The sequence below is a fragment of the Sphingomonas sp. MM-1 genome, from assembly GCF_000347675.2.
Lineage (GTDB): Bacteria > Pseudomonadota > Alphaproteobacteria > Sphingomonadales > Sphingomonadaceae > Sphingomonas_E > Sphingomonas_E fennica.
The window spans coordinates 3,667,817-3,685,321 of sequence record NC_020561.1; the positions used below are offsets into that span (position 1 = coordinate 3,667,817).

The 17,505-nt window shown below is 67.2% G+C and carries 17 protein-coding genes and 1 pseudogene; 6 read left to right on the forward strand and 12 right to left on the reverse strand.

Annotated elements, in window-relative coordinates:
• Positions 1–63: 63 nt before the first annotated feature.
• From G432_RS17405 to G432_RS17450, 9 genes and pseudogenes are all read right to left on the reverse strand, one after another.
• The gene (locus tag G432_RS17405; RefSeq protein ID WP_015460137.1) at positions 64–1,434 is read right to left on the reverse strand and encodes a sensor histidine kinase; all 1,371 of its coding nucleotides are present in this window, start codon (positions 1,432–1,434) and stop codon (positions 64–66) included.
• A 3-nt stretch (positions 1,435–1,437) separates the two neighbouring features.
• Complete coding sequence (locus G432_RS17410; RefSeq protein WP_015460138.1) at positions 1,438–2,124, reverse strand: winged helix-turn-helix domain-containing protein; 687 nt, start codon at positions 2,122–2,124, stop codon at positions 1,438–1,440.
• The gene (locus G432_RS17415; RefSeq protein WP_051128757.1) at positions 2,099–2,545 is read right to left on the reverse strand and encodes a PDZ domain-containing protein; all 447 of its coding nucleotides are present in this window, start codon (positions 2,543–2,545) and stop codon (positions 2,099–2,101) included. The genes G432_RS17410 and G432_RS17415 overlap by 26 nt, the downstream gene beginning before the upstream one ends.
• 286 nt (positions 2,546–2,831) lie before the next feature.
• A complete protein-coding gene (locus G432_RS17420) occupies positions 2,832–4,442 on the reverse strand; it encodes a hypothetical protein (RefSeq protein ID WP_236626811.1) in 1,611 nt (536 codons plus the stop codon).
• Between the two features lie 179 nt (positions 4,443–4,621).
• Positions 4,622–5,382: pseudogene (locus tag G432_RS22670) on the reverse strand (IS5 family transposase).
• A gap of 457 nt (positions 5,383–5,839) precedes the next feature.
• The gene (locus G432_RS17435) at positions 5,840–6,760 is read right to left on the reverse strand and encodes an NAD-dependent epimerase/dehydratase family protein (protein ID WP_015460141.1); all 921 of its coding nucleotides are present in this window, start codon (positions 6,758–6,760) and stop codon (positions 5,840–5,842) included.
• A complete protein-coding gene (gene proB, locus G432_RS17440; RefSeq protein WP_015460142.1) occupies positions 6,757–7,899 on the reverse strand; it encodes a glutamate 5-kinase in 1,143 nt (380 codons plus the stop codon). The genes G432_RS17435 and proB overlap by 4 nt, the downstream gene beginning before the upstream one ends.
• Positions 7,884–8,933, reverse strand: a complete 1,050-nt coding sequence (gene obgE / locus G432_RS17445) for a GTPase ObgE (RefSeq protein ID WP_015460143.1) — start codon at positions 8,931–8,933, stop codon at positions 7,884–7,886. Before obgE ends, proB begins: the two co-directional genes overlap by 16 nt.
• A gap of 31 nt (positions 8,934–8,964) precedes the next feature.
• Positions 8,965–9,558 carry a TetR family transcriptional regulator gene (locus G432_RS17450; protein ID WP_041864976.1) on the reverse strand — a complete coding sequence of 198 codons (594 nt, stop codon included), beginning with the start codon at positions 9,556–9,558 and terminating at the stop codon, positions 8,965–8,967.
• 44 nt (positions 9,559–9,602) lie between these two features.
• Here G432_RS17450 and G432_RS17455 point away from each other — a divergent pair, with 44 nt between their 5' ends.
• Positions 9,603–10,448, forward strand: coding sequence for a metal-dependent hydrolase (locus G432_RS17455; RefSeq protein WP_015460145.1), 846 nt, complete (start codon positions 9,603–9,605; stop codon positions 10,446–10,448).
• An 84-nt stretch (positions 10,449–10,532) separates the two neighbouring features.
• Here the strand turns inward: G432_RS17455 and G432_RS17460 are convergent, their stop codons facing one another.
• From G432_RS17460 to rplU, 3 genes are all read right to left on the reverse strand, one after another.
• A complete protein-coding gene (locus G432_RS17460; RefSeq protein WP_015460146.1) occupies positions 10,533–11,096 on the reverse strand; it encodes a GNAT family N-acetyltransferase in 564 nt (187 codons plus the stop codon).
• Positions 11,097–11,271: 175 nt separating this feature from the next.
• The gene (rpmA, locus tag G432_RS17465) at positions 11,272–11,541 is read right to left on the reverse strand and encodes a 50S ribosomal protein L27 (protein WP_015460147.1); all 270 of its coding nucleotides are present in this window, start codon (positions 11,539–11,541) and stop codon (positions 11,272–11,274) included.
• 25 nt (positions 11,542–11,566) lie between these two features.
• Positions 11,567–11,932 carry a 50S ribosomal protein L21 gene (gene rplU, locus G432_RS17470; protein WP_015460148.1) on the reverse strand — a complete coding sequence of 122 codons (366 nt, stop codon included), beginning with the start codon at positions 11,930–11,932 and terminating at the stop codon, positions 11,567–11,569.
• A 251-nt stretch (positions 11,933–12,183) separates the two neighbouring features.
• On the opposite strand from rplU, the gene G432_RS17475 reads away from it, so the two are divergent.
• The 5 genes from G432_RS17475 to G432_RS17495 all read left to right on the forward strand — a co-directional run bounded on the left by G432_RS17475 (position 12,184) and on the right by G432_RS17495 (position 17,500).
• Positions 12,184–13,515, forward strand: coding sequence for a serine hydrolase domain-containing protein (locus G432_RS17475; RefSeq protein WP_015460149.1), 1,332 nt, complete (start codon positions 12,184–12,186; stop codon positions 13,513–13,515).
• A gap of 61 nt (positions 13,516–13,576) precedes the next feature.
• Complete coding sequence (leuC, locus tag G432_RS17480; RefSeq protein ID WP_015460150.1) at positions 13,577–15,016, forward strand: 3-isopropylmalate dehydratase large subunit; 1,440 nt, start codon at positions 13,577–13,579, stop codon at positions 15,014–15,016.
• Positions 15,013–15,861, forward strand: a complete 849-nt coding sequence (locus G432_RS17485; RefSeq protein WP_015460151.1) for an N-acyl homoserine lactonase family protein — start codon at positions 15,013–15,015, stop codon at positions 15,859–15,861. Before leuC ends, G432_RS17485 begins: the two co-directional genes overlap by 4 nt.
• Positions 15,861–16,454 (forward strand): 3-isopropylmalate dehydratase small subunit, encoded by a 594-nt coding sequence (gene leuD, locus G432_RS17490; RefSeq protein WP_015460152.1) that lies wholly within the window; start codon positions 15,861–15,863, stop codon positions 16,452–16,454. The genes G432_RS17485 and leuD overlap by 1 nt, the downstream gene beginning before the upstream one ends.
• 44 nt (positions 16,455–16,498) lie before the next feature.
• Positions 16,499–17,500 carry an NADPH:quinone oxidoreductase family protein gene (locus tag G432_RS17495; RefSeq protein WP_015460153.1) on the forward strand — a complete coding sequence of 334 codons (1,002 nt, stop codon included), beginning with the start codon at positions 16,499–16,501 and terminating at the stop codon, positions 17,498–17,500.
• Positions 17,501–17,505 lie beyond the last annotated feature (5 nt).

Genomic DNA, 17,505 nt, shown 5'->3' on the forward strand with positions numbered 1-17,505 from the left:
CCGCTTTGTTTGATCCGTGGAATGATCGGCGGCTCATGCGGGGCCTTCCGTGCGGCGATATGTTCAGCCGGGGAGACGAATCTCCACCTCGAAGCCGCCGGCCAATCCGTCCGGGTCGCTTTCCAGCCGTATTTCCCCCCCGTGCAGGCGCGCGACGGCCGAGACCAGCGACAGCCCCAATCCGGCGCCACCGATATGACGGGCGGGGTCGAGCCGGCCGAACCGGCGGAGCGCCTCCGCGCGATGTTCCGGCGGGATGCCGGGGCCGCTGTCCGCCACGCCGATCGCGATGCCGTCCGGCGTGCGTCGCGCGCGCAGCCGGATGGGGCCGGGCCGCGCATATTTCATCGCATTGTCGACGAGATTGGCGAGCGCCTGTCCCAGCAATTCCCGGTGGGCGCGGATCGCCATGTCGCCCTGGGCATCCCATTCCAGCCTGAAGCCATGATCCTCGGCCACGGGGCCGTAGACCTCCGCGATATCCGAAAGCATCGCCGCGACGTCGACATCGGTGAAGCGATCCCGGCCGATGCCGGCCTCGGCCCGGCTGATCTGCATCGCCGTGCCCAGCATTGCCAGCAGCGTTTCGGCCTCGTTGGCCACGGATTGCAGCGCCGTCGCCTGCGTGTCGTCGCCGGTCTCCGCGATCGCGCGTTCCAGGCCGGCCTTCAGGCGGGTCAGCGGCGATCGCAGGTCGTGCGCCAGCCCGTCCGTCACGATCCGCAATTCGGTGACGAGCGTTTCGATCCGGTCGAGCATGGCGTTGATGCCGGCGGCCAGCGTCTCGAACGTATCGCCTGATCCGTCGAGCGGGATGCGCCGCGAAAGATCCCCCGTCCGCACCGCCTGCACGGTCGTGGCGATGCGCGCGATCCGCCCGTCGACCACCCGCGCGGCCAGCATCGCCCCCAGCAGCGCGATGGGAAGGGCCAGCAGCAGCACGCTGGCCATCGCCTCCTCCACCGTGGCCCGCAACTGCAGGCTTCCCTCGACGACATGGCCGGCCAGCAGCAGCGATCCGTCCGCCATCCGCGATGCGGATACGATCATCCGTTCCGGCCGGTCCGAATCGACGCGATAGAGCGTTATCGCCCGCCATTCCCCATCTGGCTTCACGCCCGGTGGCCATGCGCCCAGGTTGCCGGCCAGCTCCCGGCCCCCGCCATCGGCCACCAGCACCACCACGTCATCCCCCGGCGAACGGGCGATGCGGGCCTGCGCGCGCGCCTTCAGGGCCGGCAGCCCGCCCTCGTCGAAGCTGGCGGCAAGATCGCCGCGCAGCTCATCGGCGATATCCACGGATAGCTGGCGCAGCTCGCCCGCCGCGATATGCTGGACGGCCAGCAGCAGCAGCACCGAAGAACCGATCTGGAGCGCGAATACCAGCGCGACGAAGCGTATGGTGGAGGATCGCAGGAAGTTGCGCGGCCGCACCCCTCAGCCGTCCGCGCCCAGGCGATAACCGGCGCCCCGCACCGTATGCAGCAGCGGACGATCGAATCCCTCGTCGATCTTCTTGCGCAGCCGGCTGATATGCACGTCGATCACGTTGGTGCCGGGATCGAAATGATAATCCCACACGCCTTCCAGCAGCATGGTGCGCGTCACCACCTGGCCGCGATGGCGCAGCATATATTCCAGCAGGCGGAACTCGCGCGGCTGCAGGTCGATGCCGGTTCCGCCGCGCCGCACCTTGCGGGACAGGAGGTCCATTTCCAGATCGTCGCAGGCGAGCCGCGTTTCGGGCGCGGTTCCGCTTCCGCGCCGGCGCAGCAGCAGGTTCAGGCGGGCGTGCAGCTCGGCGAAGGCGAAGGGTTTGGTGAGATAGTCGTCCGATCCCGCCGTCAGCCCCGCGACCCTGTCGTCCACCGATGCCAGCGCGGAAAGGATCAGCACCGGCGTCTCGATGCCGGCGGCGCGCATCGCGCCCAGCACCGCCATGCCGTCCATGCCCGGCAGCATGCGATCGAGGATGATGGCGTCGTAACGGCCGTCGGTGGCGTGGAACAGGCCGTCGCGGCCATTATCCGCCTGGTCGACGGTGAAGCCGGCCTCCACCAGCCCCTTCACGATATAGGATGCGGCCGCCTGATCGTCTTCAATGACGAGGATCTTGTGTGTCACCGCAGCCATGCCCCAGTCGAACCAGCCTGATATCGTAGAATTGCATACCACGACGCATACGCAACGATACTATTCCCGGAAATTGCGCGCCGGCCATGCGCGTCAGGGCGCTGAGCGTCTCGACATGCCGGCCGTCGATGCTTTCCACCAGATCGCCCACGCGCACTCCCATCCGCTGGGCCTGCCCGCCGGAACGCAGGCTGGTGACGGCCAGGGCGTGGAGCGCGGCGATCGGCTCCAGCGTCAGGCCCGGCAGCGGCGCGGCGGCGGCATAAGGCTGCGCGTCGTCCCGGCAGGCGCCGGCGGCAGGTGCCGTCATCCAGTGGCCGATCAATGCCGCCGCCGCGAGGGCGAGCATCGCCGCCGCAGCCACGATGATCAGCCGATCCCGTATCGGGCCTGATAAGGAGGAGCCAAGCATGCCCGCCACGCTAGCCGCCCCCAAATGGCGGCCAGATGATGCGCAAATGACAGATCGGTCATGTGACGGCCGGCAGGCTCGCGCCCTAACCCAAGGGCGCCGCCGGCAAATTCGCAACCCTACATGTTCGCTCCGTTCGGTTGCCCTCCGCGCCCGCTGCCCCGATCCGGCCTTTTCTGCGCGACCATCCCGAGCTTGCGACCGCCATGGTATCCGGCCAGTCCGCTAATGAGCCGAAAAGGGTGAAACCAGCCCATCATTCATAGTCTGGAGACGACTCCATTTATTATCCCTCTCCGATGCAAACGCGTTTTACGGAAAAGATGCCCCCGAGCATCAAGTCGCCATTTTCGAGCAGCGTGGTGATGCCACCATAGGCATTCCAGCGGCGGCTATCGTCGGGGAACTCCCATCGCGCGCGCTCCTCGCCGGTCTCCCAATCAAGACCGAGATAAACGTAATTCCCATCCGCCTTGGAAGCCATATAGATCATTGATGTCGCCGCTGAGATCACCGGCACCATCACATCGGTGTTGTCGATTTCGGAGTTGATCCAGCTGCTTTCAAACGCATGCTTTTCGCTGTCCCACTCGAACTTTTGGGCGCCTTTCGCGGCCGGCCGCGTGAGGCCGCCAGTAAAGGTATCGCCGAAAATGTCGGCCACTGGCTGAGGAAAGCTGCAGTTGAGCACGACCACGCCCGTGCCCAAAACTTCAGGCGAAGGTTCAATTGTCACCTTCGAGATAGCGATGCGGATTTGGTCGGCAATCCGCCGCGACTTCGTGCCGGGCTTCTGCTGGAAACCGTCGGGGATTGTATCGCGCCAGAAGGCAACAAGATTGGTGCCTTCAGGGTCACCGTCGGCGATAATCACTAGTTTGTCATCGCCGTCCTCGAACCCCATCAGCACGGGGGTCGTTCCTGACCCGCCCGATTGAGTAAGTGAACCCGCCGCTGTCGCCTGCTCACGCGACATGGTGTTGTATTCACTGCGCCACCCGCCATCGGCCTTGTCATAGGAAAGTTTTGAGCCGGTCCAGACGATCTTGTGCATGTGCCGGGATGTCACGACGTAGAGACCCGTTTCGTCGAAGCAGACGCTGTTCTCAACTGGCTCGCCGTCGAACGACAGGCTCCCCAGCGGCTTGAGATCGCGGTCAAGCAGCAACATGTGACCATAGGCCATCGCGGCGATGTGTCCGTCATAAAGCTGTGCTGCGACGACGAGGTGCGTACCCTCGGGCAGATGCTCGGCCAGATCAGCCACCTGAACGATGCGAAGCGGCTTCGCCGGATCATTGTCGTCGGTGCTTTTGAGGATCTTGGTCGCAGCAAAGGCCGCATAGTGGCACCCGTCGCGATCGATGAAGCCGTACGCACCATTGGCCATGAGCTTGCGGGAAAAGTTCAGCTCCTCAGCCTGCTTGGTAAGTGCGACGATCTTCGCATCGTCGCGCGCGCGTGCCGCCGCGTCGAGTTGCGCGATCAGCCCTTCCAACGCAGCGTCGGTAGATTGCTCCGGCAACTGCTCCATGCCCGGATAAGGAAGGATTGAGACCAGCTCAAACTTGTCGCCTGTCGCGTCGATCTTTCGGATACCGTCGGTACAGCCGGCGATTACGATTGTGCTGTCGCCAATCTTCTTCACCGTGGGGTTGGAAGTGAACGGCAGCATCACTGCCTTTACATCCGACGGGACAAGTTTGCGGCCCTTCGTTGGCCCAGCATGGGGGACAGAGTCCGTGGCGCCAGGATTGAAATGCGCCATCGGGTAGACGCTATCGGTCAGATACGGGTTGCGCGCCGGGAAGCTTGCAGTAGCTGTGTGATGATGGGGCAGTGCGTGATCCTCCTTTGTCGCATCGCGCATCGTTCGGATAGCGACGAGCGCCGACATCACGAGATCGATAAAGTTCGTCCGCCCAACTCTGGCGTGCGCCAACATAGCCTTGTCGACAAAGTGCGTAACTAGGGCGGACCCTTAGAAGGGGTGAGTGCGGACCCTTGCGATAAGGCAATTACGCCTTGAACGGATGGCGGCTTCCGGATTGCTCGGGTGCCTCCTAGGTTGGGGACTCATTTGATCCACTCGGCGATGGTGGCGACCAGTGCGATGGCGGCGAGGTAATTGGTGGCATATCGGTCATATCGCGTGGCGATGCGGCGCCAGTTCTTGAGCCTGCAGAAGAGGCGCTCGATAACATTCCTGCGGCGATAGATGCGCCTGTTCAGCGGGTAGGGCGTGCGGCGTGAGGCAGTGGACGGAATCACGGCCTTGATGCGCCGCTCGGCGAGCCAGCGGCGCAGGCTGTTGGCGTCATAGGCTTTGTCGCCGATCAGGCGTCGGGCCGGAGCGGTGACGCTTAGCAGCGGCACCGCCATGCTGATGTCGGCGACATTGCCGGGTGTCAGGGCGATGGCAACCGGTCGGCCGCGATCATCGGCCAGGCAGTGGACCTTGCAGGTCCGCCCACCGCGCGAGCGGCCGATCGCTTCCTGCCACTCCCCCTTTTTGAGCCCGCTGCCGAGCGGTGCGCCTTCACATGCGTGCTGTCGATCGACAGTTCGTCCGGCACCGGCCCGGCACCAGCGATCTTCTCGAACAAGCGCTGCCAGATGCCGCGCGATGCCCACCGGTTGTAGCGATTGTAGATGGTGGTCGGCGGCCCATATGCAGCCGGAACATCGCGCCACCGGCAGCCTGTCTTGAGCACATGCAGGATGCCAGAGATCACCGTCCGATCGTCGACCCGAGGCTTGCCCGGGCGCCCATGCGGAAGATGTGGCTCGATCGCCGCCCACGCCTCATCCGACAACCAAAACAAATGCCGTGCCATCGCCGCTCCTGCTCGAACCTATCGCAGGCAGATATTTACCAGAAAGTATCAACAACTTGTATGGGTTCTCAACCTAGGACGCCGATAAGTCGTCGTATCCTGATAGGCGGGATTTCGGCGGAATCCACGGGAAGCTGCCTGTCACGTATCGGTGCGCCGATTGTCGAGAATGCGCCAGTTCGGCGCCACCTTTCAATGACGACGCCGTCGAAGGAAGCGGACGGCAATCTGAGCCCTCTCCCGCTTTCGCGGGAGAGGGTTGGGTGAGGGGCTTCTTCCTTCAACCATCTGAAACAAGAAGAAGACCCTCATCCACCCACCGCCTGCTGCGGCGCGCGCGCCTTTTCCCGCGAACGGGGGAGAAGGCCGCTATGCCGGAACGTCCCAACTGTCGGCCCGCCCCCAGCAAACAGGTCCTGCCACGGCCATTCAGGGCGCAGGCGTGGAGTGGCCCAATCTAAAGCCAGCCCGCCGTGCGATAGCTCTGGGCGGTTGCCTTCAGGCCTGCCGGCGTTTCCACCAGCGGCCGCCAGATCGTTGCCGGCGGGCGGGCGTGGGGGCCGCACACCCAATCGGGGTGGCAGAAATAGCGCACGCGATCGGGTGTCAGCTTGGCGGCCTTGCCGCGCACGAGGCCGTCGGCCAAGGCGCCGAGGCGCAGCAGGGAGGCGGGCAGGGCGATAGTCTTTACGGGACGGCCCACCGCATTCCCCAGCGCCAGCGCGAAATCGCGATGGCTCCAGCCGCCGGCCACGCCGTCGTCCGGTTCGTATATATGGCCCGCGGCTTCGGGCGCGTCGACCAGATCGAGGAGAAGGCGGGCAAGGTCGCTCGCCTCGATCACCGAAAGGCAGCCGGCGGGGGGCAGCGCGACGAAGCCCCTGGCCGCCATCCTGAACATTTCCAGCATCTCGCGATCGCCGGGGCCATATACGGCCGGCGGGCGGACGATCGTCCATGCCAGTGCGGAGGCGGCGACCGGCTTTTCCGATTCGGCCTTGGACCAGCCATAATCGGACAGGTCCGGTTCCCGCGCGGCGAGGGAGGAGACATGGATGAAGCGCGCCGCGCCCGCCGCTTGCGCGGCCGCCAGCATCGCTTCGGTTCCCGCGATATTCCCGGCGGCGAAGGCGGCCCGATCGGGCGCGTTGATGACGCCGGCGATGTGGATCACCGCGCGGGCGCCGTCGCAAAGTCGCGCGAGCGCGTCGCGGTCGTCCAGCGTGCCGGCCACCCATTCCACGCCGGGCGCGGGCGGTTGCGCCCTGCGGGTCAGCGCCCGCACGGCCACGCCCCGTTCGGCCGCGATCCGCAGCACATGCCCGCCGACGAAGCCGGTGCCGCCGGTGATGGCGATCGGCGCCCTCGCGTCGCTCACAGCAGGACCATATGGGTGCGATGGACCAAAGCGGCGCGCGGCGCGTAGCCGAGCAGCGCCTCCAGCGCGTCCGATCGGCGGCCGACGATGCGGGCCGCGTCGGTGGCGTCATATTCGGCAAGGCCGCGTGCGACGGGGGCGGAATCCGGGCCGATAATGTCCACCACGTCGCCGCGTTCGAACCGGCCCTCCACGGAAACGGCGCCCGCCGGCAGCAGGCTGCGGCCGTTGCCGAGCGCCTCGGCCGCGCCGGCATCGACGTGGATGGAGCCCCTGGCCGTCAGGCGGCCGGCCAGCCAGGCCTTGCGGGCCGACGCGCCGCGCTCCGCGACGAAAACGGTGCCGCGCCCGCCCGCCGCGAAGGCGGCGAGGGGGCGTTCCACCTTGCCCGATATGATCGCCAGATGCGCGCCGGCGCTCATTGCGATCCGGGCGGCCTCCAGCTTGGATATCATGCCGCCGGAACCCATGCCCGAAGCCGATCCGCCATCCGCCATCGCCCGGATGCGCGCGTCGATGCGCGTCACCTCGGCCACCAGCTCGGCATCGGCGTGGCGGTGGGGATTGGCGGTATAGAGCCCGTCGATATCCGAAAGCAGGATCACGCCGCGCGCGGCCGCCGCCTGGCCGATCCGCGCCGCAAGCCGGTCATTGTCGCCGAACCGGATCTCCTCGGTCGCCACCGAATCATTCTCGTTGATGACGGGCACCACGCCCAGCGCCATCAGCCGGTCGAGCGTGGCGGATGCGTTGAGGTAACGGCGGCGATCTTCCAGATCGTCCAGCGTCACCAGCATCTGCGCCGCCGTGAGGCCCCGTTCGCCGAGCAGCTCGGCCCAGCAGTGCGAAAGCGCGATCTGGCCCGTTGCCGCCGCCGCCTGCGCGTCCTCCAGGCTGGCGCGCCCGCCCTTGGGAAGCCCCAGCCGCCGCGCGCCGAGCGCGATCGCGCCGGATGATACCACCGCCACGCGCTGCCCGGCGGCGATCCTGTCGGCGATGTCGGCCACGACGCCCGCCATCCACGGCCGCCGCACTTCGCCCGACGGATCGACCAGCAGGGCCGATCCGATCTTCACCACCAGCCGGGGGCACGCATCGGGCGCGAAGCGCGCGGCCGCGCCCTTCAGATCGGCGACCATTCGGATGCTTCTCCCCCGTCCTCGCCGTCGGGGCTGGCCTCCTCCAGCGGGCCGATCGCCTCGACCAGCCGGTCCAGCACCGCCTCCACGCCGGTTCCGGCCGCGCCCGAAAGCAGCAGCACGTCCTCCCCGTCCGCCGCCTTCTCCAGCTTCTTGCGGAGCTTCGTCAGCGTCTTTTCATCGACCGCGTCGATCTTGTTCAGCGCCAGCACCTGCGGCTTGTCCGCAAGGCCGGCGCCATAGGCGTCCAGCTCCTCGCGGACGATGTGATAGGCCTCCACCGGGTCCTCGCCGCTGGCGTCGATCAGGTGCAGCAGCACGCGGCAGCGTTCGATATGGCCCAGGAAGCGATCGCCGATGCCCGCGCCGTCGGCCGCGCCCTCGATCAGGCCGGGAATGTCGGCGATCACGAATTCGCGGGCGTGGCGGGTGACGACGCCGAGCTGCGGGCGCACGGTGGTGAAGGGATAATCCCCCACCTTGGCCTTGGCGTTGGTCACGGCGTTGATGAAGGTGGACTTGCCGGCATTGGGCAGCCCGACCAGGCCGGCATCGGCCAGCAGCTTCAGCCGCAGCCACACCCAGGCTTCCTCATAGGGCCAGCCGGTGCCGTGCTGGCGCGGCGCGCGGTTGGTGGAGGTCTTGTAGCTGGCGTTGCCGCGCCCGCCGTCGCCGCCGCGCAGGAACACGTGGCGCTGGCCGGGGGCGGTGAAGTCCAGCAGCACCGTCTCCTTGTCCTCGGAAAGCACCTGCGTTCCCACCGGCACCTTGATGACGAGGTCCTCGCCGCCCGCGCCCGTGCGATTCGATCCCGCGCCGCCCTTGCCGCGGGGCGCGCGGAAATGCTGGGTGTAGCGGAAGTCGATCAGCGTGTTCAGGCCGGCCACCGCTTCGAACACGATATCGCCGCCCTTGCCGCCGTTTCCGCCGTCGGGGCCGCCATATTCGATGAACTTCTCGCGCCGGAAGCTCACGGCACCGGGGCCGCCGGCGCCTGAGCGGACGTAGATCTTGGCTTGGTCAAGGAAATGCATGGTCGCGCATATAGCGAATAAGCGGAAAACGTCACCCCGGCTGAGTCGTTTCCTTGTCCTTGCCGGCGAAGGAGAGGATCTGGGCCAGCGCCATTTCGCGCGCCGTGCCGCGCGGCAGGCCCAGCGCCTCGGCCATGGCCTCCCCCATCAGGGCGTCGCCGAGCGCCGAAAGCGTGAGCGCGAGCGTTATGGCGTGGACGGGGCGGTCCTCATGCGGGCCGAGCTCGTCCACCAGCCGGTGGATGGCGCCGACGATCGGGTCCAGCGCGGCGCGATCGCCGGACAGGATCATCCAGGATGCCAGCGCGCCGGCCCCTTCCTTGTCGAAGGCGTCGAAGGTGAGGTCCACGATCTCGCGCGGGTCCGCCTCGCCGGCGCGGGCGCGCAGCACCACGGCGCCGATCTGCGCCGTTATCCGGTCCGCCATGCTGGCGGCCAGCGCCTGCTGCAGCCCGGCGGCCGATCCGAAATGATGCAGCAGGTTGGCGTGGGTGCGGCCGATCCTGGCGCCCACCGCCTTCAGCGTCACCGCCTGGGGGCCTTGTTCGATCAGCAGCAGGCGGGCCGCCTCCAGCGCGGCAAGGCGGCTGTCTTCGGCGCTCAATCTGGGTCGTATTATTGACATTGATGTTAGTAGCCTTATCCTGCACCCGGATCAGGGAGGCGCGGATGACCAGAACGCCGACGGACCTTACCATCACCCCCCGCGACCGCCGCTTCGGTCGCGGTCTCTCCATGGATCGCTGGTGGCTGGCCGGCGATCCGGTTGCAACCGCATTCTACAATTGCCTTTCGGCCACCTTTCCCAAGGGGGAGGGTTTCTTCATCGATAGCGTGCGCCAGTTCCGCGAAGGGACACCGCCCCGGCTGGCCGGCGAAATCGCCGCCTTTACGAAGCAGGAGGTGATGCACACGCGCGAGCATGTCGCCTTCAACCGCCGCGTCACCGATGCCGGCTACGATGTGACCCGGCTGGAGGCGGCGGTGGATCGCCGGCTGGCGCTGGTCCGTTCCAAGCCGCCGATCGCCAGCCTTGCCGCGACGATGGCGCTGGAACATTTCACCGCGATCCTGGCGCATGAGCTGCTCGCCGATCCGCGCCACCTGGCCGGGGCCGATCCCGATGCCGCGGCGATGTGGCGCTGGCACGCGATGGAGGAGATCGAGCATAAGGGCGTCGCCTACGATACCTGGCTGCATGCGACGCGCAACTGGCCCCGCTTCAGGCGCTGGTCGGTGAAGGCGAAGGTGATGATGCTCGTCACCCGCAACTTCACGGTCGATCGCACGCGCGGCATGATCGATCTGCTGCGTCAGGACGGGCTGTCCGGCCCGCGCATCTGGGCGCGGATGTTCTGGTTCGCCTTCGTCCGGCCCGGCATGATGCGGCGCATCTTCGCGTCCTGGCTCGCTTTCTTCCTGCCAGGCTTCCATCCGTGGAGGCATGATGATCGCGCGCTGATCGATCGCGGCGAATCGAAAGCGGGGGCAGGGGACGCCGTTCTGGCGCGCTGATCCATCGCGCAGGCCGGCATCACCGGCACATGAAAAAGGGGCGGGCGACTCAGGTCGCGCGCCCCTTTTTTCCGGGCATCTGGATCAGGCGGCAAGCGCCGGGTTGGAGCTTTCGCCCTCGGCGCCGGCCTCGCGGACGAACCGCGCGCAGGCGACCTCGCGCCGCCGGGCGACGCTGCGGCGCATGAACACCTCGCCCGTCGGCCGGAATCCCAGCTTGTAGAGGACGTTGCGGGATGCCGGATTGTCCAGGAAGTGGCTGGCCGTCAGGCGCGGGATGCGCAGGGTGTGATCGGCGGTGGCGACCACGGCGCGCGCCGCCTCGGTCGCGAAGCCAAGCCCCCAATAAGGCCGCGCTATCCAGTAACCGAGCTCGATCGTGCCGGTCTCGTCGCCATGATCTTCCCGGGCCAGGCCGATCCCGCCGATCAGGCGCGGCGTGCCATGGGTGCGCGCGAAGATCAGATAATCGGGCAGGGCCGCGTCGCGGGCGGCGCCCACGAAGCTCCGCGCATCCTCCAGCCGGTAGGGCCAGGGCGCCTTGGCGAGGTTGCGGACGACGGTCTCGTCGCCGATCGCCGCGTGCAGCGCATCGGCATCCTCATCCCAGGCTGGCCGCAACAGCAGCCGTTCGGTACGTGCAAACATAGAGAAGCCTCTCCCTCGGCTTGTGCAACGCCTCTGCCCGCAAAGGGTTACAAGGCGACGACAGTTTTCTGAGGGAGACAGCAAAAAGGGAGGCGGTGCGACCCGTCTCCCTCACGGTCCGTCTACAGGACCTTCCGGGTCGCCCACTGGACGACCCGAAAACCGGTTCGTCCGATTATTCGGCGGCCTGCGCCACCGCGTCCACGCTTACGTATTTCCGGCCAAGCTTGCCTTCGTGGAAGGCCACGCGGCCGTCGACGAGCGCGAAAAGGGTGTGATCCTTGCCCATGCCGACATTGCGGCCGGGATAGACCTTCGTCCCGCGCTGGCGGATGATAATGTTGCCGCCGACCACTTCCTGGCCGCCGAACTTCTTCACGCCGAGACGACGGCCAGCCGAATCGCGACCGTTGCGCGAGGAGCCGCCTGCTTTCTTATGTGCCATTTTCTCTTACTCCTTCCGCTGGGGCTCAGGCTTCGGCAGCCGCGGGCGCTTCGGCCTCGGCCTTCTTCGACGCCTTCTTGGCCTTGGGCTGCTCGCCACCGATCGACAGGATCTTCAGGATCGTGTGCTGCTGGCGGTGGCCGTTGCGGCGGCGATAATTGTGGCGGCGGCGCTTCTTGAACACGATCACCTTTTCGCCCTTAGCCTGGGCGATGATCTCGGCCGCGACGGTCAGGCCGTTCACGTCCTTCAGTTCCGAACCTTCGCCGGCGAGCAGCACGTCGCTGAGCTGCACGGTCGAGCCCGCGTCACCCGCGATCTTCTCGACGACGATCTTGTCTCCTGCGGCAACGCGATACTGCTTGCCGCCCGTGCGCACGATAGCGAACATGGCCCTCATCACTTTTCAAAAGCTGGACCCGCGCATAGATAAAGGCTGCGGCCTAAACCCCCGCACGGGAAGGCCGCGCTGCTACTTGAACCCCGGCGCGCTGTCAACTTCCTAGCGTCGCGAATGCAGCGCCGGATCGAGCAAAATGTGCGCCGATCGGTGTTTGACTGCCGGAATCCCGTCGTTAAGGGAAGGGTTCATGAGCCTGAATCCATTCGAACGCGGCGGGAATCCGCTCCGGAACCCCCATCGTGGCTGATGCCGATCCCAAGCGGGATATCCTCCACGATACCAGGCCCGGTCCGGCCGATTCGGGCGTATCGCGGGCGCGGCGCTCCTGGAAGCGGGCGGCGCTGATCGGCACCGGCCTGTTCGCGGTCGCCGTCGGCTATGGCTATGCCACCTTCGATGCCGACAAGTGGGTTCCCGAACGCGCCGTGCGCCCGGTCTCCCCGGGGCGGATCGCGATCAAGCCGGGCGTGCCCACCGCCGGCCCGCACCTCGTGGATTATAAGCGCCTGGATGAGCGGCTGACCCGGCTGGTGGGCGAGGACGATATGGTCGGCCTCGCCATCGCCGTGGTCGAGAAGGGCCAGATCAGCTTCGTGAAGGGCTATGGCGTCACCCAGGCGGGCGGGGACGACAGGGTGACGACCGGCACCGTCTTCCGCTGGGCCTCGCTCTCCAAGGGCGTCGCCGCCACCCTCGTCGCCAAGCTGGCGGAGGAGGGCAGGCTTTCGCTGGCCGATCCGATCTCGCGCTGGGCGCCCTCGCTGAAGCTGCCGGGCAACGGGCAGGATGTGGTGGCGGTCGCCGATCTGCTCGCCCACCGCACCGGCATCGTCCACAATGCCTATGACGACAAGCTGGAAGCGGGCGAGGACCCGCATCAGATCCGCACCGAGCTTGGCGCGCTGCAGGCCTATTGCAAGCCGGGCACCTGCCATACCTATCAGAATGTCGCCTATGACGCGGCGAGCGAGGCCGTCGTCAACGCGACCAAGCGGCCTTATGCCGAAATGGTGGCGCGCAAGCTGTTCGTGCCGCTGGGCATGACCAGCGCGACGGTGACGCGCGCCGGCCTGGAAGCCTCGCCAAGCTGGGCGCGGCCGCATGTCGGCCACCGCACGCTCAAGGTGTCGGACGCTTATTATCATGTGCCGGCGGCCGGCGGGGTCAACTCCTCCATCTTCGATCTGGGCTTGTGGCTGCGCGCGCAGATGGGCGGCGAGCCACAGGTGCTCGATCCCGCGCTGATCCAGGTGATCCACGAGCCGCGCGTGGATGTGGAGCGCCGCCACGCCCGCTCGCGCTACGATCGCGACGTTACCGATCAGCGCTACGCCATGGGCTGGCGCGACATGAAATATGCCGGCCACCATATCGTCGGCCATCGCGGCGCGGTGGCGGGCTATCGCTCGCTCGTCTTCTTCGATCCCGAAACGAAGAACGGCGTGGCGATGCTCTGGAACTCGCAGAGCGGCAAGCCGCTGGGCGTCCAGAACGAGGTGTTCGACGCCTTTTACGGCCGCCCCTTCGAGGACTGGCTGGAACTGGACAAGAAGCGCAAGCAGGGACGCTGATATAAAGTCTGCGCGGCCGGCCGCTTGAAAATGGCGGGGGAGGGCATAAAGCGGGGGCATTATGAACGCACCTCGCACCCTCTATGAGAAGATCTGGGACGCGCACGTCGTGGAACGCCGCGACGATGGCACCTGCCTGATCTTCATCGACCGCCATCTGGTTCACGAAGTCACCAGCCCGCAGGCTTTCGAAGGCCTTCGCGTGGCGGGGCGCAGGGTGCGGCGGCCGGATCTTACGCTTGCGGTGCCGGATCATAACCTGCCGACCACGCCGCGCGTGGATGCGGCGGGCCACCGCCTGCCCATCGCGGATGCGGAATCGGCGCAGCAGCTTGCCGCGCTGGAACGCAACACGCCGGAATTCGGCATCCGCTATATCGATGCCACCGCGCCGGAACAGGGCATCGTCCATGTCGTCGGGCCGGAACAGGGCTTCTCGCTGCCCGGCGCCACCATCGTCTGCGGCGACAGCCATACCTCCTGCCATGGCGGGCTGGGGGCGCTGGCCTTCGGCATCGGCACGTCGGAGGTGGAGCATGTGCTCGCCACCCAGACGCTGCTGCTGTCGCCGTCGAAGACGATGGAGGTCCGCGTCGATGGCGCGCTGGGCTTCGGCGTCAGCCCCAAGGATGTGGTGCTGGCGATCATCGGCCGCATCGGCGCTGCGGGCGGCACCGGCCATGTCATCGAATATACCGGCAGCGTGTTCCGCGACATGTCCGTGGAAGGGCGGCTCACCGTCTCCAACATGTCGATCGAAGGCGGCGCGCGCGCCGGTCTGGTCGCGCCGGACGAGACGACCTTCGCTTATCTGAAGGGCCGGCCGATGGCGCCCGCCGGGCAGGATTGGGATGCGGCCGTCGCCTGGTGGCGCACGCTCGCCACCGATCCCGGCGCGCGTTACGACAAGGTGGTGGTGCTGGATGCGGCGGATATCGCCCCCAGCCTCACCTGGGGCACCAGCCCCGAGGATGTCGTGCCGATCACCGGCGTAGTGCCCGATCCGGAAAGCTTCGCCGATCCGTCCAAGCAGGAAGCCGCGCGCAAGTCGCTCGCTTATATGGGCCTCACGCCCGGCACCCGCATGCAGGACGTGGCGGTGGAGAATATCTTCATCGGTTCCTGCACCAACAGCCGGATCGAGGATCTGCGCGCCGCCGCCGCCGTCGCCCGCGGGCGACGCGTGGCATCCAATGTCCGCCAGGCGCTGATCGTGCCGGGATCGGGGCTGGTGAAGCGGCAGGCCGAGGCCGAGGGGCTCGACCGCATCTTCATCGAGGCCGGCTTCCAGTGGCGGGAACCGGGCTGCTCGATGTGCCTGGCGATGAACCCGGACAAGGTGCCGTCGGGCGAACGCTGCGCGTCCACCAGCAACCGCAACTTCGTCGGCCGGCAGGGGCCGGGCGCGCGCACCCATCTGCTTTCGCCCGCCATGGCGGCGGCGGCGGCGGTCACCGGCCGGCTCACCGACGTGCGCGATCTCGTCGGAGGATCGGCTTGAGGCTGCGGGCGGCCTTGGCGGCGGGCCTCGCGCTCGTCGCGGCCGCTCCCGCCCCGTCCGCGCCGCCCGCCCCCGCAGCCGGCGTCAAGCTCTGGCGGCTCGATTGCGGGCGGGTGAAGAACGCGGATCTGGACATGTTCGCGGACAGCTATGCCCTTGCCGGCAAGCGCAAGGACATGGTGATAAGCTGCTACCTGATCCGTCACGGCCGGGATTATATGCTGTGGGATGCCGGCTTCGGCGCGGAGCTGGCGGGGCGGGAGGAGGAACCCGTGCCCGGCGTCCGCGTCAGCCTGGCCCGCACCCTGGTCGATCAGCTCGGCGATATCGGCGTCCGGCCGCAGGACGTGTCGATCCTCGGCATCAGCCACATGCATTATGATCACGCCAGCCAGGCGGCCAGCTTCCCGAAGGCGAAGCTGCTGATCGGCGCGGCGGACCTGGCCGAGCTACAGTCCGGCACCCGCAATCCGCTGGTCGATGCCGCCCGGCTCGATCCGTGGCTCAAGGGCGGCGCCCCCAGCGAGGGCGTGGTGGGCGACAAGGACGTGTTCGGCGACGGTAGCGTCGTCATGCTCGCCTTGCCCGGCCACACCAACGGCCATCACGGCCTCCTGGTCCGGCTTTCCAACAAGGGGCCAGTGCTGATCACCGGCGATCTCTACCATGTCTCTGACCAGATACCCGTCCACGGCGTCGCGCGCTTCAACATGGATCGGGTGGCCACGCTTTCCAGCCAGCAGCGCTTCGACGCGATCGTCGCCGCGCTGAAGCCCACCGTCATCATCGAACATGAGCCGGCCGACGTCGCCCGGCTCCCCGCATTTCCGGAGGCCGCAGACTGATGGACCCCATCACCACCGTCGAGGGCCGGGCTTATCCGCTCGGCCGCAAGAACGTCGATACCGACGTCATCATCCCGGCGCATTATCTGAAGACGATCACGCGCGCGGGCCTGGGCCGGGGCGCGTTCGAGACGATCCGTGCCGAACCGGGCAACGTCTTCGACGATCCGGCCTATGCCGGCGCGCCGATCCTGATCGCCGGCGACAATTTCGGCTGCGGCTCCAGCCGCGAGCATGCCGCCTGGGCGCTCGGCGACATGGGCGTGAAGGCGGTGATCGCGCCCAGCTTCTCGGATATCTTCTCCGGCAACGCCTTCAAGAACGGCATCGTCACCGTCGTCCTGCCGCAGGAAGCGGTGGACCGGCTGCTGGAGGTGGCAAAGGATCACCCCATCACGGTCGACCTCGAAAGCCGCACCGTGACGACACCGTTCCAGGACCGCTTCGTCTTCGAGATCGACCCCTTCCGCCGCGACTGCCTGATGCAGGGGCTGGACGAGATCGGCCTCACGCTGGCGCGGGACGCAGCGATTTCCGCTTATGAGGCGAGGATCGCGGGCGAGCGGCCCTGGCTGGCCGCCAAGGCCGGCTGATCGCCGAAACACGCGAAAAACAGAATTGATATGAGGAGACGCGCATGAAGGCCCTGCTGTCCACCACTCCCGGCGGCCCCGAAACGCTCGAGCTGCTCGACCTTGCCGATCCGGTTGCCGGCTCCGGCCAGCTGCTGATCGCGGTAAAGGCCTGCGCGATCAACTATCCCGACGTGCTGATCATCGAGGACAAATATCAGTTCAAGCCGCAGCGCCCCTTCGCGCCGGGCGCCGAGGTGTCCGGCATCGTCGCGGCGGTGGGCGAAGGCGTGGAGGGCTGGGCCATCGGCGATCGCGTGGTCGCGACCACCGGCCATGGCGGGATGGTGGAGAAGGTCGCCGTCGATGCGGTCAAATGCTACCGTCTGCCCGAAGGCCGCGATTTCGTCGAAGCATCGGCGCTGCTCCTCACTTATGCCACCACCATCCACGCCCTGCTCGATCGCGGGCATCTGAAGGCGGGTGAAACCCTGCTGGTGCTGGGCGCGGCCGGCGGTGTCGGCCTGGCGGCGGTGGAGCTGGGCAAGGCGTTCGGCGCGCGCGTGGTCGCCGCCGTCTCCAGCGAGGAAAAGGCCGAGGCCGTGCGCAAGGCCGGCGCGGACGAGGTGGTGATCTACGGTCGCGCGCCGTTCGACAAGGATCAGTCGAAGGCGCTGGCCGAACAGTTCAAGGCGGCGGTCGGCCCGGACGGCGCCAATGTGATCTACGATCCGGTCGGCGGCGATTATGCCGAGCCGGCGCTGCGTTCGATCGCCTGGGAAGGGCGTTATCTGGTGGTCGGCTTCCCGGCCGGCATCCCCAAGCTCGCGCTCAACCTCACTTTGCTCAAGAGCTGCGACGTCTGCGGCGTGTTCTGGGGCGCCTGGGCGGCGCGTGACCCCAAGGCGAACCGGGCGCGGATCGCCCAGCTTTTCGACCTGTGGGAACAGGGGCGCATCGCGCCGGTGGTGTCGGAGGTGTTCCCCTTCGCCCGAGGGGGGGATGCCATTGCGAAAATGGGCTCGCGCGGCGCGATCGGCAAACTGGTCGTGAAGATTTCGGAGTGACCGCG